This window comes from Deltaproteobacteria bacterium, from assembly GCA_019309045.1.
Lineage (GTDB): Bacteria > Desulfobacterota > Syntrophobacteria > BM002 > BM002 > JAFDGZ01.
Window position 1 is genome coordinate 2,501 of the sequence record JAFDGZ010000044.1, and the last position, 24,419, is coordinate 26,919.

Annotated in this window: 22 protein-coding genes and 1 other RNA gene (1 of these 23 cut by a window edge); 2 read left to right on the forward strand and 21 right to left on the reverse strand. The window is 53.6% G+C overall.

Annotated elements, in window-relative coordinates:
• The 9 genes from JRI89_10765 to JRI89_10805 all read right to left on the reverse strand — a co-directional run.
• Positions 1-503, reverse strand: the 5' end (the start) of a protein-coding gene (locus tag JRI89_10765; protein MBW2071722.1) for a tyrosine--tRNA ligase. Its footprint begins 787 nt before the window's first position; only the first 503 of its 1,290 coding nucleotides appear in the window; it begins with the start codon at positions 501-503; its stop codon lies beyond the left edge, outside the window.
• 134 nt (positions 504-637) lie between these two features.
• A complete protein-coding gene (locus tag JRI89_10770) occupies positions 638-1,444 on the reverse strand; it encodes a TIGR00282 family metallophosphoesterase (GenBank protein ID MBW2071723.1) in 807 nt (268 codons plus the stop codon).
• 70 nt (positions 1,445-1,514) lie between these two features.
• A complete protein-coding gene (rny, locus tag JRI89_10775) occupies positions 1,515-3,089 on the reverse strand; it encodes a ribonuclease Y (protein MBW2071724.1) in 1,575 nt (524 codons plus the stop codon).
• 1,089 nt (positions 3,090-4,178) lie between these two features.
• Positions 4,179-4,361: non-coding RNA, 6S RNA (gene ssrS, locus JRI89_10780), on the reverse strand.
• 3 nt (positions 4,362-4,364) lie between these two features.
• Entirely contained in the window at positions 4,365-4,634 is a 270-nt protein-coding gene (locus tag JRI89_10785; GenBank protein MBW2071725.1) for a cell division protein ZapA, read from the reverse strand.
• Positions 4,635-4,645: 11 nt separating this feature from the next.
• A complete protein-coding gene (gene zapB / locus JRI89_10790) occupies positions 4,646-4,921 on the reverse strand; it encodes a cell division protein ZapB (protein ID MBW2071726.1) in 276 nt (91 codons plus the stop codon).
• 266 nt (positions 4,922-5,187) lie between these two features.
• Positions 5,188-7,011 (reverse strand): glutamine--fructose-6-phosphate transaminase (isomerizing), encoded by a 1,824-nt coding sequence (glmS, locus tag JRI89_10795; GenBank protein ID MBW2071727.1) that lies wholly within the window; start codon positions 7,009-7,011, stop codon positions 5,188-5,190.
• A 149-nt stretch (positions 7,012-7,160) separates the two neighbouring features.
• Complete coding sequence (locus JRI89_10800; protein ID MBW2071728.1) at positions 7,161-7,922, reverse strand: NTP transferase domain-containing protein; 762 nt, start codon at positions 7,920-7,922, stop codon at positions 7,161-7,163.
• Between the two features lie 137 nt (positions 7,923-8,059).
• Positions 8,060-10,240, reverse strand: a complete 2,181-nt coding sequence (locus JRI89_10805) for an ATP-dependent RecD-like DNA helicase (GenBank protein ID MBW2071729.1) — start codon at positions 10,238-10,240, stop codon at positions 8,060-8,062.
• A 213-nt stretch (positions 10,241-10,453) separates the two neighbouring features.
• Between JRI89_10805 and JRI89_10810 the strand changes: the two genes are divergently transcribed.
• Positions 10,454-11,518, forward strand: a complete 1,065-nt coding sequence (locus tag JRI89_10810) for a hypothetical protein (GenBank protein MBW2071730.1) — start codon at positions 10,454-10,456, stop codon at positions 11,516-11,518.
• A gap of 81 nt (positions 11,519-11,599) precedes the next feature.
• On the forward strand, positions 11,600-12,871 hold the full coding sequence (locus JRI89_10815; GenBank protein MBW2071731.1) for a sodium:proton antiporter: 1,272 nt from the start codon (positions 11,600-11,602) through the stop codon (positions 12,869-12,871).
• A 42-nt stretch (positions 12,872-12,913) separates the two neighbouring features.
• Here JRI89_10815 and JRI89_10820 read toward each other — a convergent pair whose 3' ends face one another.
• From JRI89_10820 to JRI89_10875, 12 genes are all read right to left on the reverse strand, one after another.
• Positions 12,914-13,330 (reverse strand): F0F1 ATP synthase subunit epsilon, encoded by a 417-nt coding sequence (locus JRI89_10820; GenBank protein ID MBW2071732.1) that lies wholly within the window; start codon positions 13,328-13,330, stop codon positions 12,914-12,916.
• Between the two features lie 69 nt (positions 13,331-13,399).
• Complete coding sequence (gene atpD, locus JRI89_10825; protein ID MBW2071733.1) at positions 13,400-14,812, reverse strand: F0F1 ATP synthase subunit beta; 1,413 nt, start codon at positions 14,810-14,812, stop codon at positions 13,400-13,402.
• Positions 14,813-14,851: 39 nt separating this feature from the next.
• Positions 14,852-15,724: an ATP synthase F1 subunit gamma gene (gene atpG / locus JRI89_10830; GenBank protein ID MBW2071734.1), complete on the reverse strand. Its 873-nt coding sequence runs from the start codon at positions 15,722-15,724 to the stop codon at positions 14,852-14,854.
• 20 nt (positions 15,725-15,744) lie between these two features.
• On the reverse strand, positions 15,745-17,295 hold the full coding sequence (locus JRI89_10835) for a F0F1 ATP synthase subunit alpha (GenBank protein ID MBW2071735.1): 1,551 nt from the start codon (positions 17,293-17,295) through the stop codon (positions 15,745-15,747).
• A gap of 9 nt (positions 17,296-17,304) precedes the next feature.
• Positions 17,305-17,847, reverse strand: a complete 543-nt coding sequence (atpH, locus tag JRI89_10840; GenBank protein ID MBW2071736.1) for an ATP synthase F1 subunit delta — start codon at positions 17,845-17,847, stop codon at positions 17,305-17,307.
• Positions 17,844-18,446, reverse strand: a complete 603-nt coding sequence (atpF, locus tag JRI89_10845) for a F0F1 ATP synthase subunit B (protein MBW2071737.1) — start codon at positions 18,444-18,446, stop codon at positions 17,844-17,846. The genes atpH and atpF overlap by 4 nt, the downstream gene beginning before the upstream one ends.
• Positions 18,443-18,871: an ATP synthase F0 subunit B gene (locus JRI89_10850; GenBank protein MBW2071738.1), complete on the reverse strand. Its 429-nt coding sequence runs from the start codon at positions 18,869-18,871 to the stop codon at positions 18,443-18,445. The genes atpF and JRI89_10850 overlap by 4 nt, the downstream gene beginning before the upstream one ends.
• 297 nt (positions 18,872-19,168) lie before the next feature.
• Entirely contained in the window at positions 19,169-20,272 is a 1,104-nt protein-coding gene (gene rodA / locus JRI89_10855) for a rod shape-determining protein RodA (protein ID MBW2071739.1), read from the reverse strand.
• Between the two features lie 81 nt (positions 20,273-20,353).
• A complete protein-coding gene (gene mrdA / locus JRI89_10860; protein MBW2071740.1) occupies positions 20,354-22,216 on the reverse strand; it encodes a penicillin-binding protein 2 in 1,863 nt (620 codons plus the stop codon).
• The gene (gene mreD / locus JRI89_10865; protein MBW2071741.1) at positions 22,213-22,731 is read right to left on the reverse strand and encodes a rod shape-determining protein MreD; all 519 of its coding nucleotides are present in this window, start codon (positions 22,729-22,731) and stop codon (positions 22,213-22,215) included. The genes mrdA and mreD overlap by 4 nt, the downstream gene beginning before the upstream one ends.
• Positions 22,731-23,588, reverse strand: a complete 858-nt coding sequence (gene mreC, locus JRI89_10870; GenBank protein ID MBW2071742.1) for a rod shape-determining protein MreC — start codon at positions 23,586-23,588, stop codon at positions 22,731-22,733. The genes mreD and mreC overlap by 1 nt, the downstream gene beginning before the upstream one ends.
• 77 nt (positions 23,589-23,665) lie before the next feature.
• On the reverse strand, positions 23,666-24,419 hold a 754-nt coding region (locus JRI89_10875; GenBank protein MBW2071743.1), incomplete at its 5' end, for a rod shape-determining protein.

The following is a 24,419-nucleotide window of genomic DNA, read 5'->3' on the forward strand; positions in this document are numbered from 1 at the left end:
AGCATATAATTGAATTCTATGAAACTCAGCCCCGTCTCCAGTCTGAGTTTGTAGCTTTCCGCACTCAACATGCGGTTGACGCTGAAGTGCCGTCCTATGTCGCGCAGGAACTCGATATAATTCAAAGGCAGCAGCCAGTCGGCATTGTTGAGCAGCAGGGCTCGGCCCTGGGTAAAATCCAAGAATCGTCCCAGCTGCTTTTTCAGGCTGACAGCATTGGCTTCTATTTTCTGACGACTGAGCATCTGCCGCATCTCGGTCTTGCCGCTCGGGTCGCCGACCATGGCGGTGCCGCCCCCCAGGAGGGCGATGGGTCTGTGGCCGCACCGTTGCATGTGAGCAAGGGACATGATGGGTATGAGGCTGCCCACATGAAAACTGGGAGCTGTTGGATCGAAGCCCACGTAGCAGGTGGTCGGCTCTTGCAGAACCGAGCGCACCGCCTCTGCATCTGTCACCTGATCGAGAAAACCTCGTTCTTGCAGCACATCATACGCGTTCAACACACCAGGTTCCTCCGACTGTCAGGTGCACCGGGTTATGATCCCGGGCACAACCCCTGACTGCAAAATTTTTTTCATCCCTCAGCAGCTCATTTGTGCCAGGCTCTGGAGACCCCTGCAACGATGGCTCCAATTTACTCCACCGCCTTACAGATCCGAGTAATTGACTCGGTGCGACCACTCGCCGAGGCAACATCGAGCAGGACTGCCTGCAGCTGTTGCCCTGCACGGGCCAGGTTAAACTTTGTCGGCCTTTGTGAGATGAGTTGAGCAATGGCATCTTCCTTGCGCACCCCCAGCACCGAGTCGGTTGGCCCGGTCATGCCCACATCAGTAATGTAGCCGGTGCCCTCTGGCAGAATGCGCTCATCAGCTGTCTGCACGTGGGTGTGGGTTCCCACCACTGCACTCACTCGCCCGTCCAGATACCACGCCAGGGCCAGCTTTTCAGAAGTTGCTTCCGCATGAAAATCCACTAACAATACGGCAGCCTCCTCCTGGAGCCCACCGATGAGTAAATCGGCGGTTCTGAAGGGGCAGTCCACTGGTTTCATGAACACGCGCCCTTCCAGATTCAACACAGCCACGGGCAAGCCAGCTGCGGTTTCCACTATGCAATAGCCGCGACCAGGTGCTCCCGGCGGATAATTGGCCGGGCGCAAAACTCTATCTGTACCATCGAGATAGGATTCAATCTCTTTCTTCTTCCAGATGTGGTTCCCTGAAGTGAGCACGTCAATGCCAGCATTGAGCAGTTGCTCTGCCACCTTGGGTGTCAGGCCAACTCCTCCTGCTGCATTTTCTGCGTTGGCCACAACCAGGTCTACCTGTTGGCCGCCTATGATCCTGGGCAGCAGTTTTTCCACCACGCGTCTGCCGCTCTTGCCCACAATGTCGCCGACAAAGAGAACACGTATGAGCTGCCCGCTCCTCTCCTCCATCTGTACTCCGGACCACTGACCTCAGCCGGCCACGCAACTGGCATAAACATGGGGTAGCAGACCCCCCGGCTTATCGGGCATAGTCAACTGCCCTGGTCTCACGGATGACTGTCACTTTAATCTGCCCAGGATAGCTGAGTTCATTTTCGATGCGTTTGGCTATATCGCGACTCAAGAGGACGGATTCTTCGTCAGAAATCTTGTCGCTTTCAACCATGATCCGCAGCTCACGTCCTGCTTGAATGGCAAACGACTTGCTCACCCCCTGGAATGAATTGGCTATTCTTTCAAGGTCTTCCAGTCTCTTGACGTAGCTCTCCAGCAGTTCTTTTCTCGCACCCGGTCTCGCTCCCGAAAGAGTATCGGCTGCCTGCACCAGCACGGCTAGAACGCTTTCCGGCTCCACATCCTCGTGGTGTGCTGCCAGGGCATGGACAATCTGGGGAGATTCCCCGAACTTCTTGGCCAGCTCTGCGCCAATGATCGCATGGGGCCCCTCGACTTCATGATCAACTGCTTTGCCGATATCATGCAGCAGACCAGCACGCTTGGCCCGCTTTTCGTTCTCCCCCAACTCTGCAGCCATAATGCCGCACAGAAAGGCGACCTCCAGGGAATGCTGCAGCACATTCTGACCGTAGCTGCTGCGATACTTCAGCTTCCCTATGAGTCTGACAAGTTCCGGGTGGATTCCATGGACACCCACGTCAAAAGCAGCCTGTTCACCGGCTTCCCGCGTGATTGTCTCAACTTCCTGAGACACTTTTTCCACGATTTCCTCAATCCTGGCCGGATGTATGCGCCCATCACTGATCAATCGTTCCAGTGAAAGGCGAGCAACTTCACGACGAACAGGATTGAAGCCGGAAAGAATAACTGCCTCGGGAGTATCGTCAATAATCAAGTCGATGCCGGTGGAGGCCTCTATAGCCCTGATGTTGCGGCCTTCCCTGCCGATGATCCTTCCTTTCATTTCCTCGTTTGGCAGAGTCACCACAGAAACCGCCTTCTCGGCCACATAGTCTCCTGCGTATCTTTTGATGGCCAGGGCAATGATATGCTGCGCTTTCTTACTGGCATTTTCTCGTGCTGCCGTCTCGATTCGCTTGATGAGCTTGGCAGCGTCATGGCGCGCTTCGGCCTCCATTGATCTTATCAGCATCTCCTTGGCCTCACTGGAGGAAATTCCCGCCATCCTCTCCAGTTGTTCACGTTGCTGGCGAATGAGTTCGTCCAGGTGCTGCTGTTTGGCAATTGCCTCCTTCTCCTGCTGGATGATGAACCTTTCTTTGCGAGAGATATTCGTCTCCCGCTTGTCGAAAAGTTCACTCTTTTTCTCCAGATTTTCCTCTTTTTGAAGCAGGCGGCGCTCGAAGTTATGCAGCTCCTTCCTGGTATCCTTGACTTCTTTTTCGAAATCAAGCTTCATCTGATAGAGGCTGTCTTTTGCCTGAATAACTGCTTCTTTCCGCAGGGTTTCAGCTTCTTTTTGAGCCTCTTCAATAATCCTCTGTGCCGCGTTCCTGCTCGACTCCATCCTGGCGTACATGAGCTTTCTTACCAGGAGAGCCCCTGCTGCACCGCCAACCAGGATGCCAAGCAAGACCAAAATAATGCTCGCGGCACTTATGCCGTAGACTTCCATTGTATCCCCCTTGCTGCAACCACTCTTCTTACAAAAAGTAAGATGCTGTCAAATATTCAGTGTCTGGGGAAAATGATATGAATCTCGTCCTCCTGTCATCTGCCAATTTCAAAAATTACCGTGCTGTTCACCACTCTGGCCATTGCAAGCTGACGCAGTCAGTGGCTGCGCCAGTAAAGCCTTCCCTCGCCAGCTGTTGTCCAGACCGACAAGAGGACGACTCTAGAGTTGCCGCAATCCACTACTGCATAACGCTCATGGAAGCTCTGTTTGATAACGTTACAGGAGATACGAGAGATGCAGCTGGCCGGTTAGCCGGGGAAAAGAATCTAGGGTGGGGGGCTCTGTCATGGTGTGCCAGCTTCGGCACACTTTACCACCTCGTGCAATTACCTGTGGTAGGAGTATTTCACTTCGCCAAAAGAGTCACTTCTCCTCATAGTTGGCGCAAAATTAGACCATTGTGGGCCCTTAAAAGGCTATATTTTTGCAGCCTGCTTGCAGGCTGTTGAGGAAAATCTGGGTAAGTCGCTGAATCGCCTGCGTATATCTGCACCAGGCTCAGCACCCGGCTATCATGTCATCTCGCAGCAGTTGGCGACGGTTGCGCATTCCCCTCTAGCCTCGGGTAGGGTCCCTGTCCCCGACCCTGGATATATATTATCTCCGCCTCTCCAGCCAGCATCCTTTCATACCCCTGCCGGCCAAGGATTCCTCCCTGGAATCCTCATGAGCGGTTTACAAGAAAATAGCGAAAAATGATCATGTACGCAAGATAAAAATGATTTTTAGAGGTTAGCTGGTCAGCTAGTCAGTCTACGCTACCGGCGTGAATGTTTCGGCAATGGCTGTGGTGAGGCTGCAACCGGGGGAGTGTCACCGGCATGGCGCAGCGGCCAGAAAATCATCCGCCCTGTGAAGAGAACAGCAAGCATCGTGCCCGGCAGCGGCATCTTTACGGCAGAAGGCTCTTTCTTGTTCATCAGCGTCGCCAGTGGGCAAGAAACAAAAAGGCCTTGTCATACTTCGCAGTCAGAAAGGCAGCCAATTACAGGACCAGAGCGCCAGCAACAGGCCAAACCGCACAAAAAAACCCCCGCGAAGGTGCCGTGTCGGCAGATTGTTTTGAACCTGGTTTCACCAGGTGGGCACCCTGTTGGTACTTTAGGCGTCTTGCTCAACACAAGGCGTCACACCGTGCCAAGGAAGGGCTCCCTATTTTTATCTGTTGGCTCAAGAACGTGCTGCCAATCACCAACACCGCAGGGGAAATGTTCACGGCAGCAAGGCTGCCAATGCTCTCTGCTTTTGTTCGATGCGGTCGAGCAAGACCTCGTACGACTCCTTGATCTGAAAGTATTCGCTGGCTATGTTCAGGGCAGTCAGAGCGAGAACATTTGCTTGAGATGTGCCCCGGAGTCCTTTCTGGGTTTCCTGGCATTTCAGTGAGACGTACTGCGCCACTTTCTCGACATATGCTTTGTCAGCTGTGGTGTGTAAGATGTACTCTCGTCCCAGGATTCCTACCTTCACCTGCTGAGTCAAACCGTCCTCCTCTATGAAAAACGGTTAAGCTTGTCGATCAGCGAATCCAGACGGCTGCGAACCTCTGATTTCTGCTGTTCCAGATCTCTCATCTGCCCTTCCAGCTTCTGAATGAGATCCTCTTTCTCCGCCAACTGCACCTTGCAGGCGCTGTTTTCCTCGCGCAACTGCTCATAGCGTTCAATGAGAACATCTATTCTCTTTTCGAGCCGGTCAAAAGGCGACTCCTCTTGAACGCCCTCATCCGTAACTGTCTCAGAATAGACACCAAATCTCTCTTCTCCCATGTAGGCCCCCATCGACTTGTTGCGGTTCACACGGCTATTCTAATCCGGGCCTTTTCTGCAAGTCAAGTATAAGCAAGTGTCTCGTTGTTTTTTATAACTGTTTGTAAAAGCAAAAAGGGTTGTCAACCCTCCTGGCCACAGAGGCAAACTCATTTGCAACCATTCAGCACCGAGGGCTGGGGAAAGAGAGCTCTTGCAGGAACGGCTGCCTGACTGCCGCTGCTGCCCTGCCGCCGGCAAAGTGTCCACCTTTGCCGGAAACGGCCTCACTCCACGGTTACGCTCTTGGCCAGGTTCCGGGGTTGGTCCACGTCAGTGCCCCGCAGCACGGCCACGTGATAGGCAAGCAATTGCAAGGGGATGGTAAACAGTACCGTGGCCAGGTATGGACTCGATCTGGGCACCGGGATAAAGGCGTCTACTTTGTCGGCACAATTATCCTGGTCGGCCACCACTATAATCTTGCCGCGCCTCGCTTTTACTTCTTCGATGTTGGCAAGCATCTTCTCAAATGTTACTCCTGAACTCGCCAGGGCAACAACTGGCATGTGTTCATCAATGAGTGCTATGGGACCGTGCTTCATCTCTCCTGCAGGATAACCCTCAGCGTGAACATAGGAAATTTCTTTCATCTTCAGGGCACCCTCGAGAGCTATTGGATAGTGGATTCCTCGGCCCAGATAGAGAAAGTCGCGGGCTTTGGCATACTCTTCGGCAATGGAGCGTATCAGCCGATCCTGCCCCAGAGCTGCCTCCATTTTCTTGGGCAGTCTCACCAGATCAGCTATTGCCTCCTGACAACTCTCAGCAGTCAACTTGTCACGCTTCCTGCCCAGATAAAGAGCAAGAAGGTACAGGGCTACCAGCTGGGTGGTAAATGCCTTGGTGGAGGCCACTCCGATTTCTGGGCCAGCATGGGTGTAGAGTATGCCGTCTGATTGTCTTACCAGGCTGCTGCCCACCACATTACAGATCGACAGGATAAATGCCTCTTTGGCCTTTCCCTCCCGCATGGCAGCCAGAGTGTCGGCTGTTTCACCAGATTGGGAAATGAGCACCAGAAGGGTCCGCTCATCAACCAGGGGATTGCGGTAGCGGAATTCTGAACCTAGATCCACCTCTACTGGCAGGGCAGACAGGTTTTCCAGAAGATATTTTCCCACCAGGCCTGCATGGTACGAAGTGCCGCAGGCCACAATGACTATTTTGCGCAAACGCGCCACGCTCTCTCTGTCCAGGTTGATGTCATCGAGATAGATGTCCCCGGTTGACTCGCCAACCCGGCCTCGAAACGTATCAATCACCGCGCGTGGCTGCTCATAAATTTCCTTTTGCATAAAATGCTTGTAGCCAGCTTTTTCGGCCATTACCGGATTCCAGCTGATGTGCGCCACCTCTTTCGCCAGAACCGCCCCTCCCTCGTCCCGCACCTCATAGCCTTGACGCCCGAGGATGGCCACTTCGCCGTCTTCTAGAAACACCATATCGCGAGTGTGTCCAAGAATGGCAGGAATGTCAGAAGCAACCAGAAGGGCCTCGGGCGCCAACCCGAGGATGAGTGGACTTTCCTTGCGCACTGCAATCAGTGTATCTGGCTGCTGTTCGTTCAGGATTACCAGGGCATATGATCCTTCTATGACCTCGAGACTTTCGTAAACGGCTTCCACAAAAGGAACGCCTGCCAGAACCTTCTGACAAACGAGCTGGGCAATGATTTCAGTGTCCGTCTCTGAACGTATTTTGCAGCCTGCAGCGGTCAGTTCATGCTTGAGTTGCAGATAATTTTCTATGATGCCATTGTGAACCACTGCGATTGGACCTGCCTGATGTGGGTGGGCATTCCGTTCAGAGGGTGGTCCGTGTGTGGCCCAGCGGGTGTGTCCGATTCCCACCGTTCCTTCCACCGGACGCTTTTTGAGCAGCTGTTCGAGCCTCTGCAGTTTCCCCTCACAGCGGCGTACTTCAATCCTGGAGTCGCTTATTACTGCAATGCCGGCACTGTCGTAGCCCCGGTACTCCAGTCGTCTCAGGCCCTCCACCAGCAAGGAAATGCAGTCTTGCTCTCCTATATAGCCTATAATGCCGCACATACAGCCTCTCCTCAGTATGTCGGGTTTTCCTGCGGCCGCAATCCTCCCACTCTGTCACCGCCACAGGGACTGCCAAGACTCTAAGATGCTTGCCACACTCGTGGATGGCACGCGGCTCATGCCTTCCAGGTGCCGCCGCGGGGAAAAATTTACCCCTGACTGTTGCCGACAGTGGCAGCTCTATCGGCAAGCAGCCTGGCAACAGCAGCCAGTTCCTCTGGAGTATTTACTCCAAGAATCTCCTGGGAATCCAACACAGTGAAACCGTCGACCTGCCGTTTCTCTGCCAGTGCTTTCTCTACCATATCTGTGAGGTAGTACTCTCCCTGCGCATTATTGTTGTCAATTTTCGGGATCAATCTGCGCAACAGTTCCGCCCTTGCACAGTAGATGCCGCTGTTGATTTCCCGAATTGCCCGCTCCTGCACTCCAGCATCTTTGCTTTCCACGATTCTGATGATCCTGCCGCGGCCATCTCTCACCACCCTGCCATAGGAGGCTGGCTGCTGCAGGATGGTAGTCAACACAGTAAGATCAACGTCTGCTTGTTGATGCGCGGTCACAAACCTGGCAAGCGTTTCAGCAGTGAGAAGCGGGGTATCACCGCAGCAGATGAGAATCGTTCCCTGAAAATCCCCAAGGCAGGGCAGGGCACATTCCACTGCATGGGCAGTCCCGAGCTGTTCTGACTGCAAGACCCATTCCACCTCTTCTGCAGCAAATATATCCCGAATGCGCTCTGCCTGATGTCCTATGACTACGATAATTCTCGCGACTCCGGCCTGTCGCAGAGCAGCCAGCGTGTAGGAAAGCATTGGCCGGTCGCAAATGGGGTGGAGAACTTTCGCCAGTTCCGAATGCATTCTGGTTCCCTTGCCAGCAGCAAGGATAAGTCCCACTACGTCCTTCATAGCTGCCTTTTACTTCATCCACTGCCAAAATGCAACCTGGCTCTGCGCTGGCCTCCCGGGGAAACTGATCACAACTGGGGCCTTGTGAATCAGTCAGCCGGTAACAGAGGAACCCTCGGCAACACGCTCAGACCTTGCTAGGCAGCTGCAAGCCTGTATTTCAAGCAAGTGTATCGCTTCTGAACCCTATCGTTTTCCACCCCGAGGGCCAGGGCCTTTCTGCTGCCCACCAGCACCACCAGTTTCTTGCCTCTGGTGACCGCAGTGTAGATGAGGTTTCTCTGCAGCATGACATAGTGCTGCGTCAGCAGAGGCACAACCACCGCAGGATATTCTGAACCCTGAGACTTGTGAACCGAGATGGCATAGGCCAGAACCAGTTCGTCCAGATCGCTATAATCATAGGGAACTTCACGCCCGTCGATGGAAACGACCACTTCCTGGGTTTCACTGTCCACACGAACAACGCGGCCCACATCTCCATTGAAGACATCCTTGTAATAATTGTTTCTGATCTGCATGACCTTGTCGCCCAGCCGAATACTTTTGCCCCCGCGAAGCAGCATATCTTCTGAGGGATTCAACACTTGCTGCAGCTGTCTGTTCAGATTTTCAGCGCCTATGCTGCCCCGATGCATGGGGGTGAGAACCTGGATGTCATCTACAGGGTCCAGGGCAAACCTGTTGGGAATGCGTTCCTTGACGAGCTCCAGTATGATATGCAGCACCTCTTCAGGCTCCTCCTGCTCGATGAAGTAGAAGTCGGCCAGTTTGCCTCTTGGAGTCTGCAGGGAGGGCAGCTGCCCCATATTGATCTTGTGGGCATTGGTAATGATAGAACTTTCCTGGGCCTGGCGGAAAATTTCCGTCAACTCCACCACCTTCACTCTGCCCGAGCGAATAATGTCGTTGAGGACATCACCTGCCCCTACTGCAGGGAGCTGGTGCACATCGCCAACGAGAATAAAGGTAGCGCCAGCAGGTATGGCCTTCAGCAGGTGATGCATCAGAATGGTGTCTATCATTGAAGCCTCATCCACGATGAGCACATCGCATGCCAGGGAATTGTCTTCATTTTTCTGGAAACCTCCCTTCTGCATGCTGTATTCCAACAGGCGATGGATAGTCTTTGCCTCGCGTCCACTGGCTTCAGTCATTCTCTTGGCCGCCCTGCCAGTGGGAGCTGCCAGCAAAATTCTCACGCCCATTCTGGCGAATATCTGGATGATGGCCTTGATCACAGTTGTCTTGCCAGTTCCAGGGCCGCCCGTTATGACCAGAATTTTTTCTGCCACAGCATAGCGCACTGCCTCCACCTGTCTTGCAGCCAGGGTAATAGCCAATTGCTGCTGCACCCAGTGCACAGCCCTTTCAGGGTCGATCTTTCTGGTAGACTTCGGCGTCTCGAGCAGACGCTTCAAGCGGCCGGCTACACTGGATTCTGAAAAATGAAATCTTGCCAGATACACTGCTTTGTTATTTTGCCGAAACTCTTCCAGACTTTTGTTCAAATCCTCAATGACAATCTTTCTCGTCAGGGCGGCAGCGCCCAGGCCCTGGACCACAGCATCTCGGTCCACCTCGAGAATTTCCCGACATCTTTCGATTAACAGTTCATAGGGATAGTAGACATGGCCCTCCTCAGCAAGCTCGTTTAACACGTAGAGAATGCCGGCCTCCACCCTCACCCTGGACTCTTTGGCAAATCCCAGCTTGGCAGCAATGCGGTCTGCTGTCACAAAGCCTATGCCGAAGATGTCTGCAGCGAGCCGGTAGGGATTCTCTCTGACCACCTTTATGGACTGTTTGCCGTAGTGCTTGAAGATCTTGCTGGCGTAAGCCGAACTCACCCCATGGCTCTGCAAGAAAACCATTACCTGGCGAATGTCTTTCTGCTCTACCCAGGCCCGGCTGATCATGTCAATTCGCTTGGCTCCTATGCCTTCCACCTCGCTGAGCCTTTCTATGTGATTTTCGATCACCTCCAGAGTTTTCTCGCCGAAGCGCTCGACTATCCTGCGAGCCATGACTGGACCGATTCCCTTTATGAGGCCCGAACCCAGATATTTCTCGATGCCGTACACTGAAGCAGGCACCTCGGTCTCATACTCCATCACTTTGAATTGCTCGCCATATCTCGGGTGGTTGACCCACTTTCCCTTCATCCTGATGATTTCACCGGGCGCGGGAGACAGGAGTTCGCCCACCACAGTAACCAGCTCTTTACGGCCGTGCACCTTCACCCTGGCCACAGTGTAGCCGCTCTCCTCATCGATATAGGTGATCCTCTCTATCTGGCCGTGCAGTTCAGCAAGCACACCTCTTCTCCTCGTGTTTATTTTATATTGACTTATACCACAAAACAGCCTGGTGTAAGCTGGAATGCATGTGGAAAAATGGCTCTTTCGGCGGCCAGGTGTCCAGTTTCAGTTTGACAGCATAGCTGGAAGTGGCGTAGATTCAAATTTTCAGCGCAACAGACCCGCATCCACATGTTAATCATAGTTAATTGAAAGAGAAAGGATCGAACCATGGCAGAAAAAGGCAGCAAACCCAAGAAACTTTCTATGTCCAGCACCAAAAAGGAGTTGCTGGAGGCATACAATACCCTTTTGAAGGAATTGGAGAAGAAGGCTGAGGCCGAGTTGAAGCCGGAGGAGAAAAAGGCGGAAAAGAAGGCCAGAGAGGTGGTCAAGGTGGCCCAGGAACTCTCATCCGAGGGAATTGTCCAGAATATCGGCAATCTGCGAACAGACATAGGCAAACTGTTGAGTCAGATTTCGGACAGCCTCGAGCAAGAAGTTCTGAGGTTCCAGAATGTCTGCCAGGCAATCGAGGTCAAAGAAAAAGAACTGGAAGAGATCTACGGCATTGAAAAGGCGGCAGCTTCGCTAGCTGCCCTGATTGAAGCGCAGCAGAAGCAGAGGCTCGAATTCGAGCAAGAAATGGCCAGCACTAGAAAGGAACTGCAGGAAGAGATAAACGAGACGCGGGCACAGTGGCGCAAAGAAAAACAGGAATGGGAGGAGCAGTTCAAGAAGCAGAAAAAAGAGATGGAGGAGGCGCGGAAGCGAGAAAAGGCAGAGTTTGACTACGCCTTTGCCAGGCAGAAGCAGCTGGCCGAAGACAAGTTCGCAGACGAACAGTCCAAGTGGGAGCATGAATTTGCGCTCAGGAAGGAACAACTGGAAAGAGAACTGACTGAAAGAGAAAAGGCCATATCTGAAAAGGAAAAGGAGTTAGATGAACTCCAGAAGAAAGTTGCCGCCTTCCCCAGAGAGCTGGAGGCAGCAGTGAGCAAAGCAGTGAAGGAGACCACTGAAAGACTTGAACTTGCAGCAGGCAACAGGGAGGAATTGCTGAAGAAAGAGTTCGACGGCGAAAGAAATGTGCTCACCACCCGCATAGAAGCTCTCGAAAAAACAGTAAAGGATCAACGTGAGCAAATTACCAAGCTGTCACAGCAGCTCGACAAAGCATACAAGAAAGTCGAAGACATTGCTGTCAAGACAATCGAGGGGGCAGCCAATCTGCAATCTTTGACAAGTCTGCAGCAGATCCTGGGAGATCAGGCAAGAAAGTCTTCCCAGGAATAACTCCAGGGAGGAGAGCACAGCAAAGAGGGACGAACAACTCCAGTAACCCGCTAGTCTTGAACTGGAAATACCCGGAGCATAATGAAATTATTCAATATTCTGGCTGTGTTGCTTACCCTGTCAGCCGGCTTCAGTTATATCAACCACCGCTTTATCCGGCTGCCGACAACCATCGGTATCATGGTCATCGCCCTGCTGGTCTCGCTGGGCTTGATTGCCATGGAACCCCTGGGGTTCGGCCTCAAAGAAGACGCCCAGCTCCTGCTGCACAACGTGGATTTTGACGAGACTTTGCTGCACGGCATGCTCAGTTTCCTGTTGTTCGCCGGGGCCCTGCATGTGAACCTGGAGGATCTGGCGAGACAAAAGTACATTATCAGCATCCTGGCTACTCTGGGAGTGGTTGGCTCAACCTTTATCATGGGCAGTGCCACCTGGTGGGTACTGGGAGCTTTACATATTGATTTGCCTTTCATCTACTGCCTTCTGTTCGGCGCCCTTATCTCACCCACGGACCCGATTGCGGTGATGGGCATCTTGAAAAAGGCCGGAGTGCCTGCAAGCCTTGAAACCAAGATTACCGGCGAGTCTCTGTTCAACGACGGGGTGGCAGTGGTCATATTTCTGGTCATTCTTGAAATAGCCACCGGATATCAGCAGGTTACCGCAGCCACTGTAGCTGCTCTGTTTATCAAGGAAGCTGTCGGAGGAGTGTTATTCGGTCTGCTTATCGGGGCGGTTGCCTACTGGATGCTGAAAAGCATCGAAAATTATCAGGTGGAGATAATGATCACCCTGGCCCTGGTAACCGGCGGCTTCGCGCTGGCCGAGGTACTGCACCTATCCGGTCCCATTGCCATTGTGGTGGCTGGCCTGCTGATTGGCAACCACGGCCGCATGCTGGCCATGTCCGACACAGTCCGCTATCATCTCGACACCTTCTGGGAGCTGGTGGATGAAATCTTGAATGCCGTGCTCTTCGTGCTGATCGGCCTCGAGGTTTTGCTTCTGAGGTTCAACCGTGCCTATATTTTCGCCGGCATCATTCTCATTGTTCTTCTGCTGCTCTCTCGCTTTGTCTGTGTTGGCATTCCAGTAGTGATCCTCAGGCACTTTCGAACCTTCAGCCCCAATGTGATCAGGATCCTCACCTGGGGCGGCTTGCGGGGAGGCATATCCGTCGCCCTGGCCCTGTCCCTCCCCGCCGGCCCGAACCGGGAGCCCATCCTGGCCATCACCTATATAATTGTGGTCTTCTCCATCATCGTCCAGGGTCTGACCGTGGGCAAACTGGTCAAAGCAAAAGAGTCCTCGCCTGGAGCGCCCAGGGCCGCTACAAAAAAGGCCCCTTGAAAAGGGGCCTACTCTGGCAATAATACAGAAAAAATTCTGTTACTATCCTGATTTTCCTTCCTCTGCGACCTTGATGCGGGCAATAGCTCTCTTGAGGGCAGCCTCGGCTCTGGCAAAATCGATATCTTCGGTGCGCTCCTTCAAACGTCTCTCTGCACGCTCCCTGGCAGCCAGAGCCCGTTCCAGATCAATATCAGTAGGTCGTTCAGCAGCGGTAGCAAGCACAGTAACCTTGGTGGGCAGCACCTCGGCGTAGCCCCCACTAATAGCCACCCTTTCAACCTGATTGCCAATCCGGTAGCGCAGCTCACCCGGTTGCAATTGAACCAGATAGGGGATGTGGTTGTACAACACGCCGAACTCACCGAGAAATCCCGGTCCCACAACTATCTCAGCCTCCGCACTAATTACCGTGCGTTCAGGAGTAACCACTTCGAGATGAAGAAGTTTTTCTGCCATCAGCTCACCACCACTCTATAAGCAAAAACAGGTCATATCGCTATAAACATAAACCTCAAAAGCGGGCTGTTACTCGGCATCAGCCATTGTCTGGGCTTTTTCTACCACCTCTTCGATGCCGCCCACCATGTAGAAGGCCTGCTCTGGCAAATCGTCATGCTTGCCATCAACAATTTCCCGGAAGGCTCGGATAGTGTCCTCCACCTTGACATACTTGCCGGCAGTGCCGGTAAACTGCTCAGCCACGTGGAAAGGCTGGCTCAGGAAACGTTGAATCTTCCTCGCCCGGCCCACGACAATCTTGTCTTCTTCCGAAAGCTCGTCCATGCCAAGGATGGCGATGATATCCTGCAGATCCTTGTATTTCTGCAAAATCATTTGCACGTCACGAGCCGTGCGGTAGTGCTCCTCTCCGAGTACGTTCGGATCCAGAATACGCGAGGTGGAATCCAACGGATCCACAGCAGGATAGATGCCGAGCTCCACGATCTGCCGCGACAGCACCACGGTGCCGTCAAGGTGGGCAAAGGTGGTAGCCGGCGCCGGGTCGGTGAGATCGTCTGCAGGCACGTAGACGCACTGCACTGCTGTGATGGAACCCTTGGTGGTAGAGGTAATGCGCTCCTGCAGTTCTCCCAGGTCAGTTCCCAGAGTAGGCTGATAACCAACCGCCGAGGGCATGCGTCCCAGCAGGGCTGAAACTTCCGCGCCTGCCTGGGTAAAGCGGAATATGTTGTCGATGAAAAGGAGAACGTCCTGGCCTTCCTCATCCCTGAAATATTCAGCCTGAGTTAGAGCAGAAAGGGCTACCCGCGCTCGGGCGCCGGGCGGCTCTGTCATCTGGCCGTACACCAGGGCCGCCATGGGCAACACTCCTGATTCCTTCATTTCCAGGTAGAGATCGTTGCCTTCACGCGTGCGTTCACCCACGCCGGCAAACACTGAAATACCTTTGTGCTGCATGGCGATGTTGTGGATCATTTCCATCATGATGACGGTCTTGCCCACCCCGGCACCGCCGAACATCCCCATTTTGCCGCCACGGGGAAATGGCACCAGCAGGTCGATGACCTTGACCCCTGTTTCCAGGACTCGCACAGAAGTATCCTGCTCGGTGAATCCTGGAGCTGCCCGGTGAATCGGCGCGTATTTTTCAGACTCCACTGGTCCAAGCCCGTCAACCGGACGTCCTATGACGTTGAGCACCCGGCCGAGACTCGTTTTGCCCACGGGCATCTGGATTGGGGCGCCGGTGTCCTTTGCCGGCATACCCCGGACCAGTCCGTCGGTAGTATCCATTCCCACGCAGCGCACCACATTGTCTCCAAGGTGCTGGGCCACTTCCACGATGAGGTTGCCTTCCTCGTCGCTGATGCTCGGGTTGGAAATGGCTAGGGCGTTGAGAATCTGTGGGAGCTGACCTTCAGGAAACTCCACATCCACAACGTTGCCGATGACCTGCACGATTTTTCCGATACTCATGGATCCTCCTCATAAAGCAAAGACAAGATCTTTACTTTTTCACTTCTTTAAAGCCTCTACACCACCAACAATATCCATAAGCTCCTTGGTAATAGCAGCCTGTCTCGCTTTATTGTAAACGAGCGTCAGATCTCGGACCATTTCCCGGCAGTTGTTGACCGCATTGTCCATAGCTGTCATCCGGGCGGCGTGCTCACTCACGGCGGTCTGGAAAAATGCCTCGAGCAGTTCCAGATGGATGAAGTTTGGCAGCAGATCGTTCAACACCTCTTGCCGGGAGGGTTCAAAGAGATACTCCAGCTGTTCGAGACCCTCTTCACCATTGGCCTCCGGCGTTATGGGAAGAAGCTTCTTGAGAGTGGGCCTCTGGGTAACCATGTTCACGAAATGTGAATAGTAGAGATAGACCTCGTCAACCTCATGGCTCAGGAACAACTCGATAAGCTCTTCCCCCAGGGAGCGGGCCTTGTTGTAGTTGGGCTTGTCCAGCATTTGCGTGTATGTCGCCCTTATCTCCACCTTGCGCCGTCTGAAGTAATCACCGCCCTTGCGGCCGATGGTGGTAAGAGAAACCGAGAGTCCCTCTGCTGTCTTTTCATTCATGAAACCTTCTGCGGCTGCAATGAGGTTGGTGTTAAACGCCCCGCAAAGGCCTCGATCAGCAGTAAGAGAAACGAGTTCTACTCGCACCACCTCCTCATGAGGCATGAGCAGAGGAAATCCCTCCGGCTCCACTCCTGAGGCCACTCGGTTCATGATCTCGGTGAGCTGCCGGGCATAGGGAACAAATTGCTCGAGCAATTGCTGCGTGACGCGCAGCCTGGAAGCAGCCACCATATTCATGGCCCGGGTAATCTGCTGGGTCTTCTTTACCGCCTCGATTTTCCGCTTGATATCGCGTAGAGTTGCCATAGAGTGCTTCTCTCGTTTTCCTAGGCTGCAACCTCAAAGATCTCGTCGAACTCGTTCAGCGCTTTTGTCATTTTCTCGTCCAGCTCGTCCCTGATCTCTTTCTTCTCTTTGAGCTCCTCGTAGATCTCCGGATGCTTCTGCTCTATGAATTCCAGCATCTTTTCTTCGTACTCGCCAACTTTTTCCACCGGGTACTTATCCAGAAAACCGCGGGTACCCGAATATATGGACATTACCTGCTTCTCGGCTGGCATCGGCCTGTACTGCGGCTGTTTGAGCAGTTCAACCAACCGCATACCTCTGTTGAGTTGTGCCTGGGTGGATTTGTCCAGGTCGCTGCCGAACTTGGCAAAGGCTTCCAGTTCACGGAACTGGGCCAGGTCGAGCCGCAGACGCCCGGCCACCTGCTTCATGGCCTTTATTTGCGCCGCGCCACCCACGCGAGAGACCGACAGACCAACGTTGATCGCCGGCCGCACACCAGAAAAGAACAAACCTGGCTCCAGATAAATCTGCCCATCAGTAATTGAGATGACGTTTGTGGGAATGTAGGCGGATACGTCGCCGGCCTGGGTCTCGATAATGGGCAGGGCCGTCAGGGAGCCGCCACCTTTCTTGTACCTGGAATCCAGCTCCGGAGCATTGTCAGCCAGTTTGGCAGCCCTTTCCAGAAGCCGCGAGTGATTGTAGAAAATGTCTCCTGGATAGGCCTCACGTGCCGGCGGCCGCCGCAGCAGCAGGGAGATCTGCCGGTAGGCGGCAGCCTGCTTGGAAAGATCGTCGTAAATGATGAGGGCATGTTGGCCTCTATCCCGGTAGTACTCTCCCATGGCGCAGCCCGCATAGGGAGCAATGTATTGCAACGAGGCTGGATCACTGGCACAGGCGGAAACCACAATAGTGTAGTCCATGGCACCGTGCCGCCGCAAGGTCTCCACAACTTGCGCCACAGTAGATTTTTTCTGACCAACGGCAACGTAGATGCAGATTACATCCTGGCCCTTCTGATTGATAATGGCATCCACACCGATGGCGGTCTTGCCGATCTGACGGTCACCGATAATCAGCTCCCTCTGGCCCCGGCCAACTGGAGTCATGGCATCGATAGCCTTGAGCCCCGTATACATGGGTTCGTTCACTGGCTGCCGGTGAATAACGCCGGGGGCGATCCTTTCGATGCGGGCAAATTCCTTGGCCTCTATAGGACCTTTGCCGTCCAGGGGCTGCCCCACAGGGTCAACAATCCTGCCCATAACTGCATCGCCCACCGGCACCTCGGCAATGCGGCCTGTGCGTTTTACGACGGCGCCCTCCTTGATGAGAGTATCCTCGCCCATGATGGCACAACCCACATTGTCTTCTTCCAGGTTGAGCGCCAGACCATAGACGCTGCCATGTTCAGTGGGAAACTCCAGCAATTCCATGGCCATGCACTTTTCCACCCCGTAGACGCGGGCAATGCCGTCACCCACGGAGAGCACGGTGCCGGTCTCGCTCAGCTCGACCTTCTTGTCATAGTCCTTGATCTGTTCCCTGATAATCTGACTGATTTCTTCGGCCCTGATTTCCATCGGCTCGCCTCACCCCTTCATCAAGTTTTCTTTAATGCTCATTAGCTGCGTTTTCACGCTCCCATCGAACACAAGATCTCCAACCCGAGCCACCACACCGCCTATGAGCTCCGGGTCTTGCTCCGTTTCCACCATAATTGATCGCCCTGTCACCTTTTCCAGGGCGGCTTTGATATTCTCTACCGCTTCATCTGGCAGCGGCGCAGCACTTATGACCTTTGCCCTGCTCACATTGGCCAGATCATCGAGCAGCTTCTGATAATATGTCCTCACGTCAGCGATGATCTGCAACCGGTTTTTTTCAATCATCAGGTCGACAAGTGCTCCAAACACAGGCGTGAATTCCATCTTCTGGATCACAGTGCGACAAATAGCCTTGCGGTTCTCCTTTGGATAGAGCGGATTGGAGACCGCATCAGCAAACTCCGGATTCTGCAGCCAGAAGTCCACAAACCTGTTCAGTTCTTCTCCATACAGTTGACGATTCCCGTCCTGTTCACCGAGTGTCAGGAGGGCCCTCGCATACCTCTTGGCCAAAATCTGACTTGTCACTTGGTCTCCACCACCTTCGTCATGAAGTCATTCACCAGCTTCTGCTGATCCTCAGGTTCTATCTTCTCTTTCAGCACCTTTTCAGCAGTGGCCACTGAAAGTTCGGCGATCTCTTGTTGCAGCGACGCCTTGGCTGTCTTGATTTCCTGTTGGATCGCCAGTTCAGCCTGCTGGCGGATTTCAGCGGCCGCTTTTTCAGCACTGGCGATTATTTTTGCCTTTTCAGCTTCACCCTGCTCGATATATTCTTGAATGATGCGCTCTGTTTCCTTGTCCAATTGCGCCAATTTCTGGTTGTATTCCTGAAAAGTCTTTTCTGCTTCCTGTTTCTTGGCTTTCAACTCAGCAAGGGTGCCAGCAATGGTTTGCGTGCGTTTGGCAAAAAACTGTTTGATGGGTTTGCGCGCTACATAATAGAGTATTCCCACCAGAAGTGAAAAGTTCAGCACCCGAAACCAGAAATCCGGCCATTTGGAAGTCCCTCCATGACCACCTGCCTCTGCTGCCCACGACGTACCTAGCCAGAAAAGCACCAGAAGAACCGCCCAGATAACTAACGGCAACATTCCAGGTGATCTTCTGCGCTTCACCTCAATCATTGAATGCTCCTCCCAAGAATCTTTTCCGCCACGGCCAGAGAAAATACTTGAACCTGCTCCTGCAATCGTTCCCGCGCCTCTTCGATCTCTTTTGCAATCTGAGCTCGTATCTCTTCAGTTCTTTCATGGGCTTGTCGGGAAGATTCGTCAAGGAGTTGCGCCTCCACGGCCTGGCCCTCTTCTTTCATGCTCTGTACTTTGGCTAGCCCCTCTTTTCTCGCCTCAATGATCTTTTGCTGGAATTGTTCCATGGCCTCCTGGGCTTGGTTGGTCATGGTAGTGATATCGCTATTGAAGGTATCGACAACCTGGTTTCGTTCCTTGATTATACCCCGGATTGGCCTGAAAAGAATAAGATTCAAGATGTACAGCAGGATAAGAAAGTTGACCATCTGAATCAGGAGGGTGACATTTACATTGATCATCTCTTCACTCTCCAAGCCGCCATGCAAGAGGAGATAAGAATATCTCCTTGTTAAATCCGTAACAATCTCTGAACCTTATCTGCCCCAAAATCGTGCGCCCGCTCTTACGGCAACTCTCTGATGCAAGTGCTTAAGGGACAGGTGACAAAACTTCTAATCGCAAATGAGAGAAAAAACGAGGAATGAAAACCGCTCTGTGTCTTTACGGAAGCCCTTATTAGCATACTAGATTTCATATTGCAAGAAAAAAAGTAAAAAAAATCACAATGCCTTTTTTGAATGCTACAAGGGTATTTTTTACTTTTGAAAAAGGAATTTCCGCATCCCCACATTGAGCAGGAGACCAATGCTTCCCATAGTCACCAGAACTGAAGAGCCGCCGTAACTCACCAGCGGCAGGGGTATGCCCACCACAGGGAGAAGCCCGAGCACCATGGCAATGTTTACCACCACATGCCAGAAAATAGTGGCTGCTATGCCGAAAGCCAGCAAGGCACCGAAATGATCTCGCGACCTTCGGGCAACGTCCAGAGCCCGCAGGAGCAGGCAGAGAAAGAGACCGAGAAGGAGGAGACTGCCCACAAAGCCCCACTCTTCGGCCAATACTGAGAAGACGAAATCAGTATGATGCTCTGGAATAAACTGCAGCTGGCTCTGAGTGCCGTGCAGAAAGCCCTTGCCCAGGAGCTGCCCAGAACCCACAGCGATTTTGGACTGTATAATATGGTAGCCGGCCCCCAGGGGATCTCTGCCAGGATCCAACAGGGTTAGAATTCTCTGGCGCTGATAGTCTTTGAGCAGAAACCAGAAAAGAGGCAAAGAGCCGAGAGCACAGGTCCCGAGAAGCAGCAGGGAGTTGCGGTGTACGCCAACGAAAAGAACCAGCGAGGCACTTATGATAAGCAGAAGCATGGCAGTGCCCAGATCCGGCTGCATAGCGATCAGCAATACTGGCAGCATCACTATGACTGCTGGCAGGGCGAGCTCTCGCAGTCGATAGGCCTTGCTCCTTTCTCGACGGCAGAAAAAACGCGCCAGGGCAATAACGAGCAGGGGCTTCATAATCTCCGAGGGTTGGAAGGCCAACATGCCAAGGTCCAGCCACCTTCTGGAGCCCGAAACAGTCTTGCCAAAGAGCAGCACGGCAAGCAACAACAGCAGGCCAAGCAGATACATGGGATAGGCGAACCGTTCCAGCCAGCGATAGTCCAGGGCAAAGGCCACCACCATCACCACAATTCCCAGCGCCAACCAGTAAAGCTGCCGCTGAAAGGCGCCGCTGTATTCCCTGCCGCCAGAATCCACAGCACTGTAAAGGGTGAGCAACCCCACCACTATTACGGTCAGGCTCAGGAACAGCAGGAGCCAGTCAAAATTCTGCACCAGACGCCGATCGATCACCTTACTTCTCCGCAAGCCGACTCAGTGCATGTTTTTACAAATATTCTGAAACGTCCACGCCCACAGTCAATAGCAGCATTTTCAGAACGCTTGATTACCATGAGCCAGCCTCTGATCGCTATTGAAGAACTCTTCCATGAGCTCCCTTGCCAGCGGCGCTGCAGCCGAACCGCCGTGGCCGCCATGCTCAATCAGCACAGCAACCACAATCTGAGCCTTTTCTGCCGGGGCATAGGCCACAAACCAGGCATGATCGCGAAAGGCGTACGGAATCTCCTCCAGGTCTTCCTTCTTCTTTTCATCCTTGGCCATCTTGACCACCTGCGCCGTACCAGTCTTGCCGGCAACCTGGATGCCTGGCAGTCGTGCAGCTCGCCCGGTGCCCCTCGGATCCTCGACCACCCCCACTAGCGCCTGCTGCAAGAACTCGAGGGTACTCTGGCTGACTCCCACACTGCCCCTTATTTCCGGGGAAATCTCACGAAGTGTCTCGCCGCTGGCACTCACCACTCTCTGTACCACTCGCGGTCTCAACAGCTTGCCGCCATTGGCAATGGCGCTGTACAGTACTGCCATCTGGATGGGGGTGACCAGAACAAATCCCTGCCCTATGGCCATGATAAGGTTCTCCCCTCCCTGCCAGGGAACACCAAAGCGCTTCAGCTTCCAGGCTGGCGTCGGGATCAGCCCGCGAGCCTCGTTCTTGAGGCGTATACCAGTGCGGCTGCCGAGACCGAATTTCCGGGCATATTTAGCCATCCGCTTTACCCCAAGCTTCTGGCCCAACTGATAAAAGTAAATATCGCAGGAGCGCACCAGGGCTTCATGAAGAGCTATCTCACCGTGGCCCCATTTGCGCCAGCAGCGATAGGTCTGATTGCCCAGTCGATACCGGCCATAGCAAACGAGCCTGGTGTCAGGGGTAGCCTCATGCTCTTCAAGGGCAGCGGCAGCCACCACTACTTTAAAGGTAGAACCCGGAGGGTACTGAGCCTGAATGGCTTTGTTCTGAAGCGGCCGCGCTGGATCATTGACTATTGTCTGCCATTGCTTGGCCGAGAAGCCGCGAACGAATTCATTCTGATCGAAGGTTGGGCTGCTGGCCAGTGCAAGAATGTCACCATTGTTGGGGTCCATGGCCACAATCGCCCCGGCCTTGCCAGCGAGAAGTTCTTCGGCCTTGCGCTGCAGCCCGGCGTCAAGAGCGAGAACCAGATTGTGGCCCGGCAGTGGCTTTACCTCGTCGAGTACTCTCAGTTGACGTCCAGAGGCATCAACCTCCACCTGACGCCCTCCCCGCTGGCCGTTGAGCTCCTTCTCCCACTCGAGCTCCACACCATATTTCCCCAGATAATCACCAGACTTGTAGCCGCGGTAGCGAGGATCTTTCAACTGAGACTCCTCGATTTCGCCCAGATAGCCGAGGAGATGAGCTGCAAATGCCGGCCGAGTATATCCTCTTTTTGCCTCGATCTGCACAATGACACCGGGCAGGTAAAACCGGCGGCTTTCCACCAGGGCCAATTGGTCTCGAGTCATATCCCGTTGGATTACCCTGGGACGGAATGGCGGCCCTCCCCTGGTTGTCCCTATTTGCTCGAGCAGTTTTTTCTCGTCAATACCAGGAATTCCAGCCAACTCCCGCAAACAGGTATCCGGATCTTTGACATCTTCAGGAATGATCGCCAGATTGAAGGCCGGCCTGTTGTCCACCAGGATTTCGCCGTTGCGGTCAAAGATAATACCTCGGGGAGGAGGAACATCTTCCAGCCGTATTCTGTTATGCTCGGACAGCTTGCGGTAATAATCTCCCTTTAACAGTTGCAAGTACCAGAGCCTGAGACTGAGTATGGCAAAAATGGCAATGATCACACAAAAGGCCACCTGGAAGCGCTTTCGTTCCAACTCCTGATCAGACACATCTACAGGGCGCAATACACTCATACTTCGTGGAACTCTCCGTGCTTGCCGAATCGCTCGGACCAGACCTCTAGCTCGTCCAGACAGTAAAGCAGAAGGGGTCCGAGGAAAAGGATCACCAGGGTCCGTCCTAATCCCACATGCAGCAGATATGCCGAAGCAAATAATTCCGGAGTCTGCAATTTCATTACCGCCAGCATAGCCGCCGTTTGAGCCAGGGAGCAACAACCGAGAAAGGCGGCCTGATATCTGCGGCTTTGCAAATTCAGGCTCTGTCTGAAAAAGAACACAAAGAGTGCCACCACTGGATAGAAAATAGTGAAAAAGCCTGTGCCCGGAGGAAGTCCTGTATCCACCAACAGCCCGGCCACGATGCTGATCAGCAAGCCCGTCTCCTCTCCATGGGTCAAATTGGCATGAACCACCAGCACCAGAAAGAGATCAGGGCAGAATGCTGCCGGCAGTATCTCGGCAAACACTGCAGACTGCAGGATATAGGCAACAAAAAGCATGCAAGTGTATAGCAAAAACCGCCGCACTACTCACCTTCCTGAGGGCCCCTTATCTGCTGCAGATCTTCTGGTGGCGGCTGCAATACAACCAGCACCTCCTCGAGGCGGCTAAAATCAACAGTGGGAATCACCTCAACTTCCTGAAACAGACCGGCATCGCCGCGCACCACTCTGTCCACCCGGCCGAGAAGGATACCTTTAGGGAAGACGCCATCCATGCCTGAAGATATGATTTCATCCCCCAGGCGCACTTCTTCGTTGCGCCTGACATACTTCAGTCGGCAGCTGCCGTCTCCAGTTCCTACCAGCACTCCACGGGATCGCGTCCGCTGCACCAGGCTGTCAACCGCACTGTTCCTGTCGATAATCAACAGGACCTTGGCATGGTGACGGCTGGCACCAATCACTCTGCCTACCAGTCCGGCAGCGTTGACCACCGCCAGGTCTCTGACCACACCGTCCACCCTGCCCTTGTCTATCAGCACCGTCTGGAACCAGCCCGAGGGGTCAGAGGCTACCACCTCCGCAGGCAAGAGCGGTGTCGTCATGGCCTGCTTGAAATCAAGCAATGCCCTGAGCCTCTGATTGGCAAGTTCGGCCTCCTGAAGGCGGTTCAACTCTGCCTTGAGCTCTGCAAGCCGCTGGCGGAGCTCTTCATTGTCTTTCTGGAGTCCAACAAGATAGAAATAGCCCCGCCAGACGTCTCCGATAGTGCTCACCACCACGTGCACTGCCTTTTGCACCGGGGCCGTGACGGTCACCACCAGCCTCTCGACAAAACTCAAACCTTCTTTGCTGTGGAGTCTTACGGAAAGCAAGCTGAGGGCAATAAAAAAAATGAGGATAGGAAAAAAAATCTTGCGCAGTTGTCTGGTCACCGCCACCCTGGTCCCCTGAACTCATAGCAGGAATTGTGAGCCTTGCTTCCTCTGCCCCACCATTTCAGGGATATCGTCTAGCGTTAAATCATTACCTCTCTGAGAATGTCAATATTGTCGAGGGCTCTGCCGGAGCCGAGCACAACTGTGGAAAGAGGGTCCTCAGTAATAGTAATGGGCAGCCCCGTTTCTTCTCGGAGAAGCTTGTCAAGGTTTTTGAGCAGAGCTCCTCCACCAGTGAGCACTATGCCCCGGTCTACTATATCGGCAGCCAGTTCTGGCGGTGTTTGCTCTAGAGCTATCTTAACCGTTTCCACAATGGTTTCAATTTGTTCGGTTATGGATTCCCGAACCTCGTCCGAGTCAATTTCAAGGATTTTGGGAATCCCTGACACCAGATCGCGGCCTTTGATCTGCATGCGCTCGACCTTGTCGACCTGAAAGGCGTTGCCGATGGTGGTCTTGATCAGTTCGGCTGTCCGCTCGCCGATCAATAGATTGTATTTCCGCTTGATATGCTGCAGAATCGCCTCATCCATCTTGTCGCCCCCTACCCGAACAGACTTGCTGTAGACGATGCCTGCCAGGGAGATTACTGCCACTTCAGTGGTGCCGCCGCCGATATCCACTACCATGTTGCTGGTGGGCTCGGTGATGGGCAAGCCTGCGCCAATGGCTGCAGCCATAGGCTCCTCGATGAGAAACACCTCGCGCGCTCCGGCTGACTCTGCTGACTCGCGTACTGCCCTCTTTTCCACCTGCGTGATCCCGGAAGGAACGCAGACAATGATCCGGGGCCGTATGAGGGTGCGCCGGTTGTGCACTTTCCTGATGAAA